At 31.6% G+C, this 14,205-nt stretch carries 18 protein-coding genes, 1 tRNA gene and 1 riboswitch; of the genes, 10 read left to right on the top strand and 9 right to left on the bottom strand.

Translation table 11 applies throughout. The features are described 5' to 3' along the window. Positions 1 to 4 precede the first annotated feature (4 nt). The 5 genes from AC37UB_RS08555 to AC37UB_RS08535 all read right to left on the bottom strand — a co-directional run bounded on the left by AC37UB_RS08555 (position 5) and on the right by AC37UB_RS08535 (position 2,884). Complete coding sequence (locus AC37UB_RS08555; RefSeq protein WP_158559456.1) at positions 5 to 751, bottom strand: YibE/F family protein; 747 nt, start codon at positions 749 to 751, stop codon at positions 5 to 7. Beyond that, a complete protein-coding gene (locus AC37UB_RS08550; protein ID WP_117973475.1) occupies positions 741 to 1,844 on the bottom strand; it encodes a YibE/F family protein in 1,104 nt (367 codons plus the stop codon). The genes AC37UB_RS08555 and AC37UB_RS08550 overlap by 11 nt, the downstream gene beginning before the upstream one ends. A 308-nt stretch (positions 1,845 to 2,152) precedes the next feature. Next, positions 2,153 to 2,566, bottom strand: a complete 414-nt coding sequence (locus AC37UB_RS08545) for a helix-turn-helix domain-containing protein (RefSeq protein WP_490685609.1) — start codon at positions 2,564 to 2,566, stop codon at positions 2,153 to 2,155. A 16-nt stretch (positions 2,567 to 2,582) separates the two neighbouring features. Continuing rightward, the gene (locus AC37UB_RS08540; RefSeq protein ID WP_371821051.1) at positions 2,583 to 2,744 is read right to left on the bottom strand and encodes a S26 family signal peptidase; all 162 of its coding nucleotides are present in this window, start codon (positions 2,742 to 2,744) and stop codon (positions 2,583 to 2,585) included. Between the two features lie 44 nt (positions 2,745 to 2,788). After that, a complete protein-coding gene (locus AC37UB_RS08535) occupies positions 2,789 to 2,884 on the bottom strand; it encodes a S26 family signal peptidase (RefSeq protein WP_371821052.1) in 96 nt (31 codons plus the stop codon). Positions 2,885 to 3,146: 262 nt separating this feature from the next. On the opposite strand from AC37UB_RS08535, the gene AC37UB_RS08530 reads away from it, so the two are divergent. From AC37UB_RS08530 to AC37UB_RS08505, 6 genes are all read left to right on the top strand, one after another. Further along, positions 3,147 to 3,716 (top strand): hypothetical protein, encoded by a 570-nt coding sequence (locus tag AC37UB_RS08530; protein ID WP_490685608.1) that lies wholly within the window; start codon positions 3,147 to 3,149, stop codon positions 3,714 to 3,716. After that, positions 3,716 to 4,384 (top strand): class D sortase, encoded by a 669-nt coding sequence (locus AC37UB_RS08525; protein ID WP_242094028.1) that lies wholly within the window; start codon positions 3,716 to 3,718, stop codon positions 4,382 to 4,384. The genes AC37UB_RS08530 and AC37UB_RS08525 overlap by 1 nt, the downstream gene beginning before the upstream one ends. 15 nt (positions 4,385 to 4,399) lie before the next feature. Continuing rightward, positions 4,400 to 5,281: a hypothetical protein gene (locus AC37UB_RS08520; protein ID WP_241699564.1), complete on the top strand. Its 882-nt coding sequence runs from the start codon at positions 4,400 to 4,402 to the stop codon at positions 5,279 to 5,281. A gap of 100 nt (positions 5,282 to 5,381) precedes the next feature. Next, positions 5,382 to 5,894 (top strand): DNA topology modulation protein, encoded by a 513-nt coding sequence (locus AC37UB_RS08515; protein ID WP_117973470.1) that lies wholly within the window; start codon positions 5,382 to 5,384, stop codon positions 5,892 to 5,894. 542 nt (positions 5,895 to 6,436) lie between these two features. Then, positions 6,437 to 6,538, top strand: a riboswitch (TPP riboswitch). A gap of 62 nt (positions 6,539 to 6,600) precedes the next feature. Next, the gene (gene thiT, locus AC37UB_RS08510) at positions 6,601 to 7,161 is read left to right on the top strand and encodes an energy-coupled thiamine transporter ThiT (protein ID WP_117973469.1); all 561 of its coding nucleotides are present in this window, start codon (positions 6,601 to 6,603) and stop codon (positions 7,159 to 7,161) included. A 172-nt stretch (positions 7,162 to 7,333) separates the two neighbouring features. Further along, positions 7,334 to 7,564 (top strand): hypothetical protein, encoded by a 231-nt coding sequence (locus tag AC37UB_RS08505; RefSeq protein ID WP_490685607.1) that lies wholly within the window; start codon positions 7,334 to 7,336, stop codon positions 7,562 to 7,564. A gap of 155 nt (positions 7,565 to 7,719) precedes the next feature. On the opposite strand, the gene nrdF is transcribed toward AC37UB_RS08505, so the two are convergent. Genes nrdF through nrdH form a run of 4 tightly spaced genes read right to left on the bottom strand, consistent with a single transcriptional unit; the run spans position 7,720 to position 11,461 of the window. Beyond that, a complete protein-coding gene (nrdF, locus tag AC37UB_RS08500; protein ID WP_117973467.1) occupies positions 7,720 to 8,691 on the bottom strand; it encodes a class 1b ribonucleoside-diphosphate reductase subunit beta in 972 nt (323 codons plus the stop codon). 13 nt (positions 8,692 to 8,704) lie between these two features. After that, positions 8,705 to 10,867 (bottom strand): class 1b ribonucleoside-diphosphate reductase subunit alpha, encoded by a 2,163-nt coding sequence (gene nrdE, locus AC37UB_RS08495; protein WP_117973529.1) that lies wholly within the window; start codon positions 10,865 to 10,867, stop codon positions 8,705 to 8,707. Next, entirely contained in the window at positions 10,845 to 11,225 is a 381-nt protein-coding gene (gene nrdI / locus AC37UB_RS08490; RefSeq protein WP_117973466.1) for a class Ib ribonucleoside-diphosphate reductase assembly flavoprotein NrdI, read from the bottom strand. The genes nrdE and nrdI overlap by 23 nt, the downstream gene beginning before the upstream one ends. 2 nt (positions 11,226 to 11,227) lie before the next feature. Continuing rightward, positions 11,228 to 11,461: a glutaredoxin-like protein NrdH gene (nrdH, locus tag AC37UB_RS08485; RefSeq protein ID WP_117973465.1), complete on the bottom strand. Its 234-nt coding sequence runs from the start codon at positions 11,459 to 11,461 to the stop codon at positions 11,228 to 11,230. 415 nt (positions 11,462 to 11,876) lie between these two features. Between nrdH and AC37UB_RS08480 the strand changes: the two genes are divergently transcribed. The 4 genes from AC37UB_RS08480 (at position 11,877) to yycF (ending at position 14,202) form a co-directional block, all read left to right on the top strand. Then, positions 11,877 to 12,443 carry a hypothetical protein gene (locus tag AC37UB_RS08480; protein WP_117973464.1) on the top strand — a complete coding sequence of 189 codons (567 nt, stop codon included), beginning with the start codon at positions 11,877 to 11,879 and terminating at the stop codon, positions 12,441 to 12,443. Between the two features lie 53 nt (positions 12,444 to 12,496). After that, positions 12,497 to 12,569: transfer RNA gene (locus AC37UB_RS08475), tRNA-Lys, on the top strand. Between the two features lie 189 nt (positions 12,570 to 12,758). Beyond that, the gene (locus tag AC37UB_RS08470; RefSeq protein WP_117973463.1) at positions 12,759 to 13,064 is read left to right on the top strand and encodes a hypothetical protein; all 306 of its coding nucleotides are present in this window, start codon (positions 12,759 to 12,761) and stop codon (positions 13,062 to 13,064) included. A 433-nt stretch (positions 13,065 to 13,497) separates the two neighbouring features. After that, complete coding sequence (gene yycF / locus AC37UB_RS08465; RefSeq protein ID WP_241699562.1) at positions 13,498 to 14,202, top strand: response regulator YycF; 705 nt, start codon at positions 13,498 to 13,500, stop codon at positions 14,200 to 14,202. Positions 14,203 to 14,205: the final 3 nt, after the last annotated feature.

Here is a 14,205-nt window from a genome sequence, read left to right as displayed (position 1 = left end):
ATTGTCAATTTTTAACTTGTTTTATGAGTAAGAAAATCGTAATGGGAATCGTGATGGCAATACTAATCCCGCTAAAAATAATTGCAACCCATTCTGTGACAATTAATTTACTGTTTACCAGTTGTGTTAGACTATAATTCAAATCAAATACCCAAATTAATAATGCAAACTGACTACCTATAGCTGCGAAAATGAGGGTATTAATTGTTGGTCCTAAAACATCTTTACCTACTGTTAGACCAGAAGATTTCCATTCAGAAAGAGACAGGTCAGGAAGTTGTTCTTTAATTTCAATCATGGATGAGGTAATTGAAATAGCAATGTCGTTAATAGCACCAATGACAGTCATAAGAAGGACAGACACACTTAAATCAACAAAAGATATTCCAATATGTAACGAGTACATATCCATTTCCATTAATCCTTCAAGAGGGATTCCTTGAAGATGCAATAAGGAAGTGGTAAAAAATATCGGAAAAACCATGAGTAAAATAATGAATGTACTACTTAAAAAAGCTGACTTTGTTGAAGGGTTAAACCCATTAATATTAAATAGATTATTTGCACTGATTAAAATAGAGGTTATAACGGTTAATATAATTGGAGAAAAGCCTAAGTTAAACCCTAAAATCATGAAAAATAGCATTGCTAAATTAATCCCCAATGTGATTAATGTAAGTAATCCCCTTTTTTTTTGAAAAAACCAGAATAACAAGATAAGAACTAGAAGTAAGACTAAGTTAACACTCATGTTCATTCCTCCTTGTCAGAAAAATACTTGCAATGAAACTGGTAATGGGGATAGTTAAGATAATCCCAATGCTTCCAATTAATGCGCGGGTCACTTCGAGCGAGAGAGAAATAGGAAACGTATAATTAAAGGACATATCATTTCTTAAAAAAATAAGGATTAAAGGAATGGATCCACTTAAATAAGAAAAAAACATAATATTAATCATTGGACCAATGACATCAGATCCAACTTGTATCCCTGATTGATACAATGCTTGAGGGGGTAATTGCTTATGTCTTTGACCGATTTCATTCATGGCAGTACTGAGTGTAATGGAAATATCCATTGTTGCTCCCATCGTCCCAATTAATAAACTAGAGATGAAGAGAACATGTTGGGGCCTAGTAATCAATTCCATTTCTTCATAACGAAGTCCTTTATGTTTTAATAAAGTGATTACGCCTACTCCTACGATAAAAGTCACCAGTGTGCTACAAATTGTTGCTAAAATAGCAATCTTAGTTTTTTGATTCCAACCATTTGAAATAATTAAGGTACTAGACACAATGATAGGAAAAAATAGTAAGCAAAGCCACACAAGAGATTGACTAGAAATCTGTTCATAAATGATTAATAAGCAGTAAAAAAGACCAGTATTTATTATAAGTCCTAGTAGAGACGTAACCCCATTTTTTCTTCCTATAAGTATTAGTAAAAGAACAAAACAAAACATCATGATAGCCAAACCTGTGTCTCGTTTAGTATCGAGAATGGTAGTTTGTGACATGTTACTATCCTTGATAGATAAAAATACTAACTCGCCTTTTTTATAATCTTGATCCTTAATTTTTGATTGACTAAAGGTATTTGAAAGAGTTAGTTTTTTTCCTTTATATTGAGAGGATAATACAATTAATTCTATCTTTTGAGTTGTTAGGACGTCTTTATTTTGATGTTCATCAATAGTGTCTTGTTTATTGCTTGTTTCAATTTTAGTAATTTTCCCTAAAGGATCATGGTATTGATTATATTGCAATGTTTGATAAATCCACCAAACATTTAAGGTTAAAAGGATGGCGGCAAAAAAGCCCCATAGATATTTTTGTAACAAAGTAAACCTCCTTATCAATCAAACTACCATAATTATAGACATATTATGATAGTTTTTCATTAGAAGATTAATGATATTTATTATTTATTAATTATTTAATCATTTTATAATAAAAAGTAATGAATATCATTTTTTTAAAATATTCTCGAAAGAGCTAAATTAAAAAGAATATAAGGTATTACCATTGACAGGGAGAAATTAATATTAAGTAGATGAAAATGGAACTATTGAATTTAGACTTAAGTAGCAAGATTTGATAGATTTACTTGAGTATATTAAAAAATCACAAAATATAGATTTGTAATTTTTTAATTAATGAATTTTTTTATATAATAAGTCAGTGCAAATAGATTCACTAATTCTCCTAACATAATCATTCCAGAAATAATCAGTTTAGAATTTTCTGTTAGCAATGATGCGAATAAAACAGCCAATAAAATAATTAAAGTCACTAGGCAAATAATGATGGAAAATTGAAAATAGTGTTTATTTGTTTGTTTCATGATAGACTTTAAAGGTGTCTGATTGTCTGTTAGGAATAGGTCATCCAATGAAAAGCCTAATAGTTTTGCAAGTTTTACTAAATCACTTATATCTGGATAGAGAATATCATCTTCCCACTCTATAATCGTATCTTTTGTAACGTGTAATTTTTTCGCTAATTGATCCTGGGTTAGCTGTTTCTCAATTCGTTTACTTGTAATAATGGTTCCTAAGTTCATATTATCTCACACTCCTTTAATTTATTTTTCCAATAGAAGGAAGTGGAAAGAAAAGATAAATCATTTTTCCCACAATATTGCGTTTATTAATACAACCAAAATGTCTACTGTCGATAGAATTTCCTCCATTGTCATCTAAAACAAAAAATTCATGACGATTTAATTTATAAGAAAAAATCCAGTATGTACTCTGTTTTTTTAATCAAATGCTTCTCTTACTTGTTAATTATTGATAAAAAGTTGCTTCTTTTTATAGCAAACAGTTTCTCCAGGTAAACCAATAATACGCTCTACATATTGTTTTTCTTCGCTAGACACCTTAGTTGAGGAAACAATAAATAATGGTAGCAATAGAATAAAAAAATACTGAATAATAATAGTATATTATTTTTTAAAATTTTTTTCATGTTCGACCTCTTTTTATTTATTATAATGTAATATCAAAAAAGTAGTCATATAGCTATATAAAGGAATGAACAATAGATATGATTAGAAAAATATGAGAAAAAATAGATAAAAAGGTAGGTTGTATCATTAGGTTGTGATATAATATAACAGTATAAAAAGGAGGTTTTAATTAATGAAAAAATTAGTATCACTTATTTTTACTTTGTTAGTAGTCATGTTACCGATTACAGCGAGTGCTGCTGGAGCCATCTCTACTGATGAACAACGTATATTAGATTCTTTGAATGCGGGGATTACGACTAAAGAAGGCCAGCGTTTTTTCTTTTCAGCAACTGATATTCAGCAAGCTGAAAATGATTTAAAAACCAATGATTATAGTGCTGAAACTGTTAATACTGTAGTTGGTCATATTGAAGCGGCTAAACAATTAGCTGTTGATAATTCAGCAGGTATTAAAGCAACAGGTTTGGAAGACTTTTTAAAACAGTTACCTAAACATATACAAAATCAAATTCAAAATCATATTTTAGAAGCAGCAAAAGCACTAGGCTTATCTGTGGATAGTAAAGGAAATGTTACAAATAATGCTGGACAAAAAGTATTTGTTGCTACAACAAGTAGTAATCCAGTTGTAAAAACAACCGGTATTTCACTAACTAGTGCCATCGTGACAATTGCTAGTTTAGTGGCATTAACAGTAGCGACAGGTTTCTTCTCAAAAAGAAGAGGAGCTAGTTGTTAATGAATAAAAGGGTACTGGCATATGTTTATATGCCAGTACTCTTTTTTATTTCTGCCTATGTCATTTTATTCTTGTTATTCTTGCCATTTAGAGAGACAGTTGACTTATTTGTCAGTGCTATTAGCATTACAGAAAAAGCAGAAAATACAAAAGTTAGTTCTATCTTTGATGAAGCGAAGCAAAAAAATATTACCTCTGTAAAAAATAAAATCCCTTCGAGTCAGATTGAATATCCTAGCCTAGGAGCGGAGTACGGGGTCGTTAATATAGATAAATATAATGTTCAAGCACGATTAATTTACGGTGATTCTCAGGAAGATTTGAGAGAAGGAGTAGGGCAATTTAATGGGAGTGTTTTTCCTGGTGAAGAAGGAACAACACTTATAGGTGGTCATAATACAGCAGATTTAGCAGCTCTAGATGGAGTTGAATCAGATGACACAATTACTATTAAAACAAGTTATGAAACGTATCAGTATAAAGTAACTCATAAAAAAGTTGCTCGATTTGATGATAAGTCTGCCATCGAAACTCTCTATAAAAAATCAGATAATAATCAATTAATTTTATACACGTGTTATCCGATAGATATGATTGGCTTAACTGATAATCGATTGTTTGTCTATGCTGAACGAATTTCTGGAAAAATGATTGATCAAAACCAATAGAGAAAGGATGTTTAGATGAATAAAAAGATAAAGCATGTCTATCAATTTTTGCTAACATTACTTTCTGTATTGTGTTTATTGATTGCTAGTGAGATATTGATTGCAAAACCGTTTTTGTTATCTTCAAATCATTGGATAAAGGTAGCTATGGAGAGTGATTACACTAAAAGTTTGACTGATTCAATTAATCAATCCATTCAAGATATCGGGATGGCTAGCGGTATAAAACAAGACGGATTAAATCAAATAATATCACAATCGGAAGTAACAAAAGATTTTGACCAATTTATAACTAAGGCGTTCAAAGGCGAATCTTATGAAATAAAACAAGATGTAGTTGAATCAAGGCTAAAGACTGCGGTAGAAGATTATGCTAAAAAAGAAAATAAACCTATTACAGCAGAAAATCAAGCGTCTGTCGACCAATTCATTACAAAAAGCATCGAGATTTATAATGGAAAAATTCATAATAAAATTATTTCAACAATTGGTTTACGGGTTAGTTTAATTAAACGATTAACTACGATTACTTTGATTGTGTCGCTTATCGTATTGTGTTTATTAATTTTATGTTTGTACTTTGCAAGCGGCCGATATAAGCATGTGTTTGTAAGAAATATTGCTTATGTGATAACGAGTACAGGTTTGTTACTTGTATCTTTTACCGTTATTCTATCAATGAAAAATCCACTGACTTATTTATCGATTATTGACGATCACATGAAAGTATGGATTATAGAAAGCCTTAAATTACCAATGCTAGTACAAGTTATAGTAAGTCTAGTATTTTTAATATTAGGTATTTTATTAAGTGTGTATTCTTATAAAGAATATAAACGTTTAGAGAAACGTGGGTTTAGACGAAAGCAACAAGTAATGGACGAAATAGAATATTAAATACTGAATCCAACCAGATTAACGGTTGGATTTTTTCAACATGTGTATAGGTAATCAGCTATGGAGCTAATTAATATAACGGCAAGGAGCGTAATGCTCGATGAAAAAAATGATAGTCATAGGTTCTCCTGGTACAGGAAAAAGTACCATAGCAAAACAATTAGCGGATAGTTTAGCAATAAACTTATATCATTTAGATAAATTGTTTTGGAAACCACACTGGAAGATGAGTACAAAAGCAGAGCAACGAGAGATATTATATGATATAGTTAAGCAAAATTTTTGGATTATTGATGGAAATTATAGTAGTACGTTAGATATTCGAATAAGAGAAGCAGATACCATCATTTATTTAAAACGTTCAAGACTGACTTGTTTGTATCATGTGTTCAAACGTTTTATTCGTTACCGAGGAAAAACGCGTCCTGATATGCAAGAAAATTGCCCAGAGAAATTAGATTGGGCGTTTATCAGATGGGTTTGGCAATTTCCAAAAAATCATGAGCCGTTGATAGAGGAGCATCTTAAGGATTTAACTAGTGAACAAACTTTAATCAAATTAATGAACCAAAAAGAAATAGATGATTTCTTAAATTCTTTAGAAAATATGTGAAATAGAAAAATGTATGTGGTGTGTTATGTAGAAGAAATTATGTTATCAAAAGTCGATTCTTTTCATATAACGATGATAAAAATTTGATATTTATAAGAGAACTTGTTACGAGTTATTGAGTTTTTACGCTAAAATATAGAAGAAAAGTAATATAAAATATATGGGAAATTCAGACAAGGCATAGGAAAATCAAGACTGGAAAAGTTTAAAAAAGTATTGTGAAGCGTTTTTTGATGTCGCAAAAGATACGGGTAAGGGATTTCAACAACTATCTCCTTGTGTATTAACGTAATATTTGTACGATTGTGTGATGACTAAGGAGTAGAATTTTGTTAAAGAATGCAAAAAAGATAGAGGAAATATGCTACTTACTTGTTAATAACCATCATCGCTTAGCACAAGGGATGACTGATGTTATTCAAATTTGTAAAAATCTTGTATCTGAGTAATTAAATAACTAGATGATTAACAGAATCTGAGTGATTAATTTGACTCTTAAGCGGATACATGACATACTGTGTGTGAAATAAATTAAATACATAACCGTCACAAAGGGGAGCCTTCAAGCTGAGAATGAGTATAGACTCTAAACCCTCGAACCTGATATTGTTAATTCAATCGTAGGAATTGTGTGAAGTGGTAGCAAGTAAGCACTGCTCTTTTGTTGATTGGTCACGTATGAATCGATAATAGGAGGAGTTTTTTTATGTCGAAAAGGTCAAGAATTATTTTAGAGGGGACGATCGTTGCCGCATTATCAATGTCATTATCGTTTATCCCATTAAATATAGGAACAGGATTTTCCATTTCTTTAGGAATGATTCCCTTAACATTATACGCATTACGTCGTGGAACTATACCGGGAATATATGCGGGGTTAGTTTGGGGCTTACTACATTTTTTAATGGGACAAGTTTATTTTTTAACCGTCTCTCAAGTTATTGTTGAATACATTTTTGCTTTTGCAGCGGCTGGTTTTTCTGGTTTATTCAATAAAAAACTACAAATAACGCTGAAAACTAATCCATCAAATGCTTGGCGTTATGTCGTCTCAGGGACATTTGTCGGTGTGTTAGCACGTTACATTTTTCATTTTATTGCGGGGTTTATCTTTTGGGGTAAATATGCCATTTGGGGACTATCTCCAGTGACGTATTCATTAGTGGCAAATGGGATAAGTGGTTTACTGACTGGTGTTGTGACGATGGTTATTCTACTATTAATCTTGAATAAAAATAAAAGCCTATTTATGATGACAGATAATTAACCTGCTTGAAAAAACACTCTTTATAAAGGGGTGTTTTATTTTTTAATTTAAAAGTGGTGGACTGAAACAAATCCATTGTAGTATCCTATGTGACAAAGTTAGACTATTTCGCTTAGTGTAAATACTTTAAACAGGTGATGAATTATTCACCTAAGTGAAAGTAGGAAAAATAATGAAAAATATTCCTCAAGTGACAGTCATACAACAAACAATACCCTCAGAAAAAATTGCATCAGTTTATTCAGCCAGTAGTGTATTATACTCCTTGATTTTTTCTTTAAGTTTAATCTTGTTAAGTATTGTATCAGATAAGCTGGGTGTTAATATGGTATTTATCATTTCTAGTCTCTGTTTATTAGCCATGACATCTATTACAAAAAGATATAATCGCTTTTTTAATTAATAATTGCTCTCCTTGATAATTAAGGAGGGCTTTTTTTATTTTACTTCTACTGGTGAGATATTCTTTTAACTATAAAAATACACCCGTTGAATTTATGTGAAATAAAACGGGTATGTTTTTATAGTTTTGTAATAAATGGGTGAGTCTTTTTAATGTTACATACCAATTAGATAATCATCATTTTCCATGGCTTCCACTGTACCAAGTAAGTAACCATTTCCTACTTGAGAGAAAAAGTCATGGTTGCTTGTTCCAGTTGATAAGCCATTCATAACGATAGGGTTGACGTCATTGGCTGTATCTGGGAATAAGGCATCCATCCCTAAGTTCATTAGGGCTTTATTTGCATTATAGCGTAAGAATGTTTTGACTTCTTCTGTCCAACCTAATTTATCATACAACAAATCGGTATAGACTTCTTCGTTTTCATAAAGAGTGAAGAGTAAGTCATACATCCATTCTTTCATTTCTTCTTGTTCTTTCGTGCTTAATTCATTGAAACCTAGTTGGAATTTATACCCAATATAAGTCCCATGAACGGACTCGTCACGGATAATTAATTTAATAATTTCGGCTACGTTTGCTAATTTATTGTTTCCTAAATAATACAAAGGTGCGTAGAAACCAGAGTAGAAAAGAAACGTTTCAGCATACACGTTCGCTACTTTTTTTTGTAATGGGGATCCATTTAAATAAATTTCATTAATAATCTCAGCTTTTTTTTGTAGTTGAGGATTGGTGTTTGTCCATTCAAAAATTTCTTCGATTTCAGCCTTAGTGTTTAGTGTACTAAAGATGGATGAGTAACTTTTGGCATGAACAGATTCCATAAATTGAATATTGTTTAACACAGCTTCTTCATGAGGTGTGCGGCTGTCTTTGCGTAAGGCTTCGATAGCACTTTCAGATTGAATCGTATCTAGTAGTGTTAAACCACCAAATACCAGGCCAATATTTTCTTTTTGATCGTCGTTAAAGTTACGCCAATCATCTAAATCGTTTGATAAAGGAATACGTGTATCCAACCAAAATTGTTCTGTCAATTTTTCCCAAGTGGACTTATCAATAATGTCTTCAACAGCATTCCAGTTAATTGCTTGGTAATAGCTATTGTCTAACGTTGTCATTTATTGTTCCTCCTTAAATAACACAGCTTTCACATTGGTTGCTACCAATTTCTTCATCGTCATCAGTATAAGTACGAACGTAGTAAATTGATTTAACGCCTTTATGGAATGCGTAGTGACGTAAGATATTTAAATCACGTGTTGTTTGTTTTGTTGTCTTTGTTTTCCATTCATACAAGCCTTCAGGTATATCTGAGCGCATAAATAGCGTTAAACTCATCCCTTGATCAATATGTTTTTGAGCTGTTGCATACACGTCAATGACTTTACGCATATCCATATCATAAGCGGACGTGTAATACGGCATGGTGTCATTTGATAAGAAAGGTGCTGGGTAATAGATTTTCCCAATTTTCTTTTCTTGACGTTCTTCAATCAAACGAGTGATTGGGTGGATGCTGGCACTTGTATCATTGATATAAGAAATTGAGCCATTAGGTGCTACAGCTAAACGGTTTTGATGGTATAAACCAAATTCTTTAATGGATTGTTTCAATTCTTCCCAGTCTTTTGCTGTTGGAATAAAAATACCATCGAATAATTCTTTGACTTTATCAGAAGAGGGTTTAATTTCTTCATTAATGTAGAGATCAAAGTATTCTCCAGTAGCATATTTTGATTTTTCAAAGTTATCAAATGATTCGTTGCGTTCTTTTGCAATATTGTTACTTTCAACTAAAGTCCAATAGTTTAATAACATGAAATACACATCTGTAAATTCTAATGACTCTTCTGAACCATACTCCATTTGATTTTTAGCAAAGTAAGTATGTAATCCCATAGCCCCTAAACCAATTGTATGATTTAGTCGGTTGCCGTTTTGGATTGATGGAACAACTTCGATATCAGAAGCGTCTGTGATATAAGTTAAAGCTCGTGTCATGGTTTTAACAGATTTTCCAAAGTCTGGACTATCCATTAGGTTGACAATATTTGTAGAGCCTAAGTTACAAGAAATATCTGTTCCAAGGACGTCATATTCTTGGCGATCGTTAATGACAGATGGTTTTTGGACTTGTAAGATTTCAGAACATAAGTTACTCATAATGATTTTACCATCAATAGGGTTTGTACGGTTGGCAGTGTCAATGTTGATGATATAAGGATAACCAGATTCTTGTTGTAATTTACTAATTTCATTTTCTAAGTAACGAGCGTCAATTTTTTGTTTTCTAATACGTGGGTTAGCAACTAAGTTGTCATATTCCTCTGTAATATCAATGTAAGAAAATGGTACGCCATATTCTTTTTCCACACTATATGGACTGAATAAGTACATGTCTTCATTGTTACGAGCCAATTCATAAAACTTATCTGGGACTAACAAACCAAGTGATAATGTTTTAACACGAATTTTTTCGTCAGCATTTTCTTTTTTTGTTGATAAGAACATTTCAATATCCGGATGGAAGACGTTTAAGTAAACCACACCAGCACCTTGACGTTGACCAAGTTGGTTACTATAACTAAAACTATCTTCAAATAATTTCATGACAGGAACGACACCACTTGCTGCTCCTTCAAATCCTTTGATTGGTGCTCCAGCTTCACGCAAGTTTGATAGTGTGATTCCAACACCACCACCAATACGTGATAATTGTAGTGCACTGTTAATTGAGCGACCAATGCTATTCATATCATCAGTTACTTGCACTAAGAAACAAGACACTAATTCACCACGACGTTTACGTCCAGCGTTTAAAAAGGATGGTGTTGCTGGTTGGTAGCGTTGATGAATCATTTCATCTGCTAAACTCATAGCCAGTTCTTCATTACCGTTAGCAAAGTACAAGGCGTTAAACGCTACACGGTCTTCATAGCGCTCTAAATATTGTGTGCCATCATTTGTTTTTAAGGCATATTGAGAGTAGAACTTGTAAGCTGCCATAAATGATTTAAAGGTAAATGATTGAGACGCTAGATACGCATATAGTGATTCAATAAACTCTAGTGAGTAAAGAGATAAAAATTCTTCTTCTACATACTCATTTTCAGTTAAGAATGTCAATTTTTCTTTTATAGAAGAAAATTGTTTCGTATTTGGCTCCACGTTTTCTTTAAAAAAGGCATCTAAAGCCTCTTTATCTTTATATAAGGGAATTTGATCATTTACGGGGCGGTTGATTTCGTTATTTAATTCGAAATAAGTTACGTCAGTCAGATCTTTTAGACTCAAATTCATTCACTACTTTCTTAAAATTTTTTACATCGTCATTTGTGCCACTAAATTCAAAAGAAAACACAAGAGGAATGCCATAATCTTTTGCAATGTCTTTTGCAGTAAAGACAAATAAGTCTCCAAAGTTAAGATTGCCACCACCAGCGACACCTAGTAAGTGCTCTTGGTTGGTTTTGTACTCAATAAAATCGTTCACTACTTCTGTGACTTCTTTGTCATAAGTAGGAACGATTAATAGATAGTCTTCATTGATTTCATGAAAAGGATTGGTTGTGTCAATTTCATGAAAAGGAAGGTCTAGTTTGTTAATAAAACGTCTTGTCTGTCCGGTTAAAGAAAAAAAGACTAGTTTCATGATTAAACCGCCAACGTTCTTAATTGATCAGGTCTAAAACCAACAATTGTCATATTTTCATCCATTGTTTTTAAAACAGGCACACTTTGGAAACCTTGTTCTTTCAATGAATCAATATATTGTGGTTCTTTATCTATGTTAATTTCATTAAATTCAACATTTTTTTGTGCTAAAAATTTCTTTGTCATTAAACATTGTGGACAATTGTTTTTTGTGTATAGTGTGATTGTATTCATGAGTTCTTCCTCCTAATTTGTTCTTCTTAATATAAATATAAGTATAGCTTGAAATAAAAAAAAGTCAATAATGAAACACTAGATATTGTGTTTGGATTATTGAAAGCTACTATCTATTGTGTTTTAGGTGAAAAAGAAAAAATTCTCATAAAATAAAAATGCTTAACCAATAGTTTCTAGTATAGACATACTAAGTATAAAAGTAAATAGAAAAAAAATTTGAAAAAAACCAAATTTGTCGTCTCATCAGACGAAACTATTCATAAACTTATATTAAATTATCTATATAATAATAAATAGTATAGATGACTTTTATAAAAGGTGGTTACCTTAAAATTTACATGATACGTTTAATGAATAAGGTATTAATCCCCTTTTTTGAAAAATAGATGATATCAGAAAAGATGGTGAGATAATGGCAAATGATTATTTAGAAAAAGCGAATCATTTATTTGAAGAAGCGATGAGTGATACCAAAGAAAAATTAAATGTATTTGAAAAAACATTTTATTATAGACAACTTAACTATTCTGAACGGAGAATGTCTCGAAGAGTTATTATGTCCTTTAGTGAATATATGTTTGATTATCACTTTCAGACATTAGATAATTGGAATGAGCAAGCGCTACAAGATGTCTTATTAGATATTTTTCCCCATGAAGTTATTGCAGGAAAGAAATGTTTTGAGAAAATTCTTCTCATTTTGGTAAAATTTTTTGAATTTCTATATTTTCACGAAAAATGTTCACAAGGGCTACAATTAGCCGAGACGACTAAAAATTTAAAAGAATTGGTTTTACTGGAAGTCGAGAATTTATTAATAGGAACTCCAGAAGCAGATTTATTAACATTAGGTGAAGAAATAGGCCTCGATATAGGCAACTTAGAAGACATTGATTGTTTATATCAATTAGCCGAATTAATACAGAATGAGGGAGAAAGGTCTAGAAATATCGTTCCAATGAAAGTACGTAAAATCTAGAAAATTTCTTGCGTGAAAAAATAACAAGTGATATAATAGACCCGTTAACTATTGGGCTGTTAGCTCAGTTGGTAGAGCAACGGACTCTTAATCCGTGGGTCAAGGGTTCAAGCCCCTTACAGCCCATAAAATAAGAAAAACATTGTGGAATGAGTGAGTATGAACTTATTTGTCAATGTTTTTTTATTTTTACGCCGTTAAACAGTCAATCTGTCGAGAGATGATAAGAGTGTTGTTATATAAAGAAGGGGTTTTAGTACAAGAAAAAATTCTTTGATGTTATAATAACTTGTAAAGAGATGGAGGATGATTAGTATGAAAAAATCAACAAAATGTGCCATTGTAGCAACAGGTGTCATAGGTCTAATCACTATCACTAAACTAACCAAAAGAGGGATTGAGAAAACTACAGAATCTGTAAATCGCCTAAAGTATAAATTGTTAGTAAAAGATAAATTACAAGACAATCAAAATTTATTAGATATTATCGATGAATTAGATGATGAAGAGTTAAAAACAATGGTTAGTGTCTTTGAACGACTAGAAGTTGAGCCAACGGAAAGCCATATTGATTCATTGAAGTCAAAATTAAATGCGATTAAAACACAGGTGAAAGCTTGATTTTTTAGCATAATAAAAGAGGATACAAAAAAAGTTGAGATCACATCTCAACTTTTTTTGCTTCTATAAGACTAGACTTTGTAAGGGAAGGGGAAACCTAGTCTTACTTCAATTATTAGCCGAATAAATTAAATGAATTAATTTATATATTAAGTTTAAGTTATATACAGGAAAGTCACAATGAAAAAAACAAGTTAATTAAATAACACAGATTAGAATGTTTATAAACATTGATATATCAACTAATATAAAATCGTCATTTTTTTCTTATGCATATGCAAAATACCGAAAAAAATAAGTGATATTTACTGAAAATTGTCAAAAAAGTTTGAAATGATTCTGAAAATCGGAAATGTTTTTTAAGTATTCAAAATGTTGTATAATAGTGGGGATGACTTTTATGATAATGAAGAATTGAGGATGGTGACCAATAGTGAAAAAAATACTAGTTGTAGATGATGAGAAGCCTATTTCAGATATAGTAAAATTTAATTTAACAAAAGAAGGATATGAAGTTTTTACCGCTTTTGATGGTGAAGAGGCAGTTGAAATGGTGGATGAAGTAAATCCGGATTTAATTATTTTGGACTTAATGTTACCCAAAAAAGATGGTTTGGAAGTGTGTCGTGATGTGCGTAAAAAGTATGATACACCGATTATTATGGTAACAGCCAAGGATTCCGAAATAGATAAAGTGTTAGGATTGGAACTTGGAGCAGATGATTATGTGACAAAACCATTCTCTAATCGTGAATTAGTGGCGCGTGTGAAAGCTAATTTACGTCGACATGGTAATACAACGTCTAAAACGGAAGAAGCACCAAGTAATGAATTAACAATTGGTGCGTTAACTATTCATCCAGATGCTTATGTGGTATCAAAACGAGGTGAAACCATTGAGTTAACGCATCGTGAATTTGAATTGCTCCATTATCTTGCAAAACATATTGGACAAGTTATGACACGTGAGCATTTACTTCAAACGGTTTGGGGGTATGATTATTTTGGTGATGTGCGTACAGTGGATGTGACGGTACGGCGTTTGAGAGAAAAAATAGAGGATAATGCTAGTCATCCTAATTGGTTAATTACACGACGTGGTGTTGGTTATTATCTTAGAAATCCAGAACAAGATTAGGTG

The organism is Vagococcus changpingensis (assembly GCF_058211775.1).
The sequence above is the reverse complement of the archived record's forward strand: the minus strand, read 5'-3'. Positions and strand labels throughout refer to the sequence as shown.

Coding starts and splice junctions, on each gene's coding strand:
- AC37UB_RS08555 (WP_158559456.1), bottom strand. CDS start 751: ATGAGTGTTAACTTAGTCTTACTTCTAGTTCTTATCTTGTTATTCTGG.
- AC37UB_RS08545 (WP_490685609.1), bottom strand. CDS start 2,566: ATGAACTTAGGAACCATTATTACAAGTAAACGAATTGAGAAACAGCTA.
- AC37UB_RS08530 (WP_490685608.1), top strand. CDS start 3,147: ATGAAAAAATTAGTATCACTTATTTTTACTTTGTTAGTAGTCATGTTA.
- AC37UB_RS08525 (WP_242094028.1), top strand. CDS start 3,716: ATGAATAAAAGGGTACTGGCATATGTTTATATGCCAGTACTCTTTTTT.
- AC37UB_RS08520 (WP_241699564.1), top strand. CDS start 4,400: ATGAATAAAAAGATAAAGCATGTCTATCAATTTTTGCTAACATTACTT.
- AC37UB_RS08515 (WP_117973470.1), top strand. CDS start 5,382: ATGAAAAAAATGATAGTCATAGGTTCTCCTGGTACAGGAAAAAGTACC.
- thiT (WP_117973469.1), top strand. CDS start 6,601: ATGTCGAAAAGGTCAAGAATTATTTTAGAGGGGACGATCGTTGCCGCA.
- AC37UB_RS08505 (WP_490685607.1), top strand. CDS start 7,334: ATGAAAAATATTCCTCAAGTGACAGTCATACAACAAACAATACCCTCA.
- nrdF (WP_117973467.1), bottom strand. CDS start 8,691: ATGACAACGTTAGACAATAGCTATTACCAAGCAATTAACTGGAATGCT.
- nrdI (WP_117973466.1), bottom strand. CDS start 11,225: ATGAAACTAGTCTTTTTTTCTTTAACCGGACAGACAAGACGTTTTATT.
- nrdH (WP_117973465.1), bottom strand. CDS start 11,461: ATGAATACAATCACACTATACACAAAAAACAATTGTCCACAATGTTTA.
- AC37UB_RS08480 (WP_117973464.1), top strand. CDS start 11,877: ATGGCAAATGATTATTTAGAAAAAGCGAATCATTTATTTGAAGAAGCG.
- AC37UB_RS08470 (WP_117973463.1), top strand. CDS start 12,759: ATGAAAAAATCAACAAAATGTGCCATTGTAGCAACAGGTGTCATAGGT.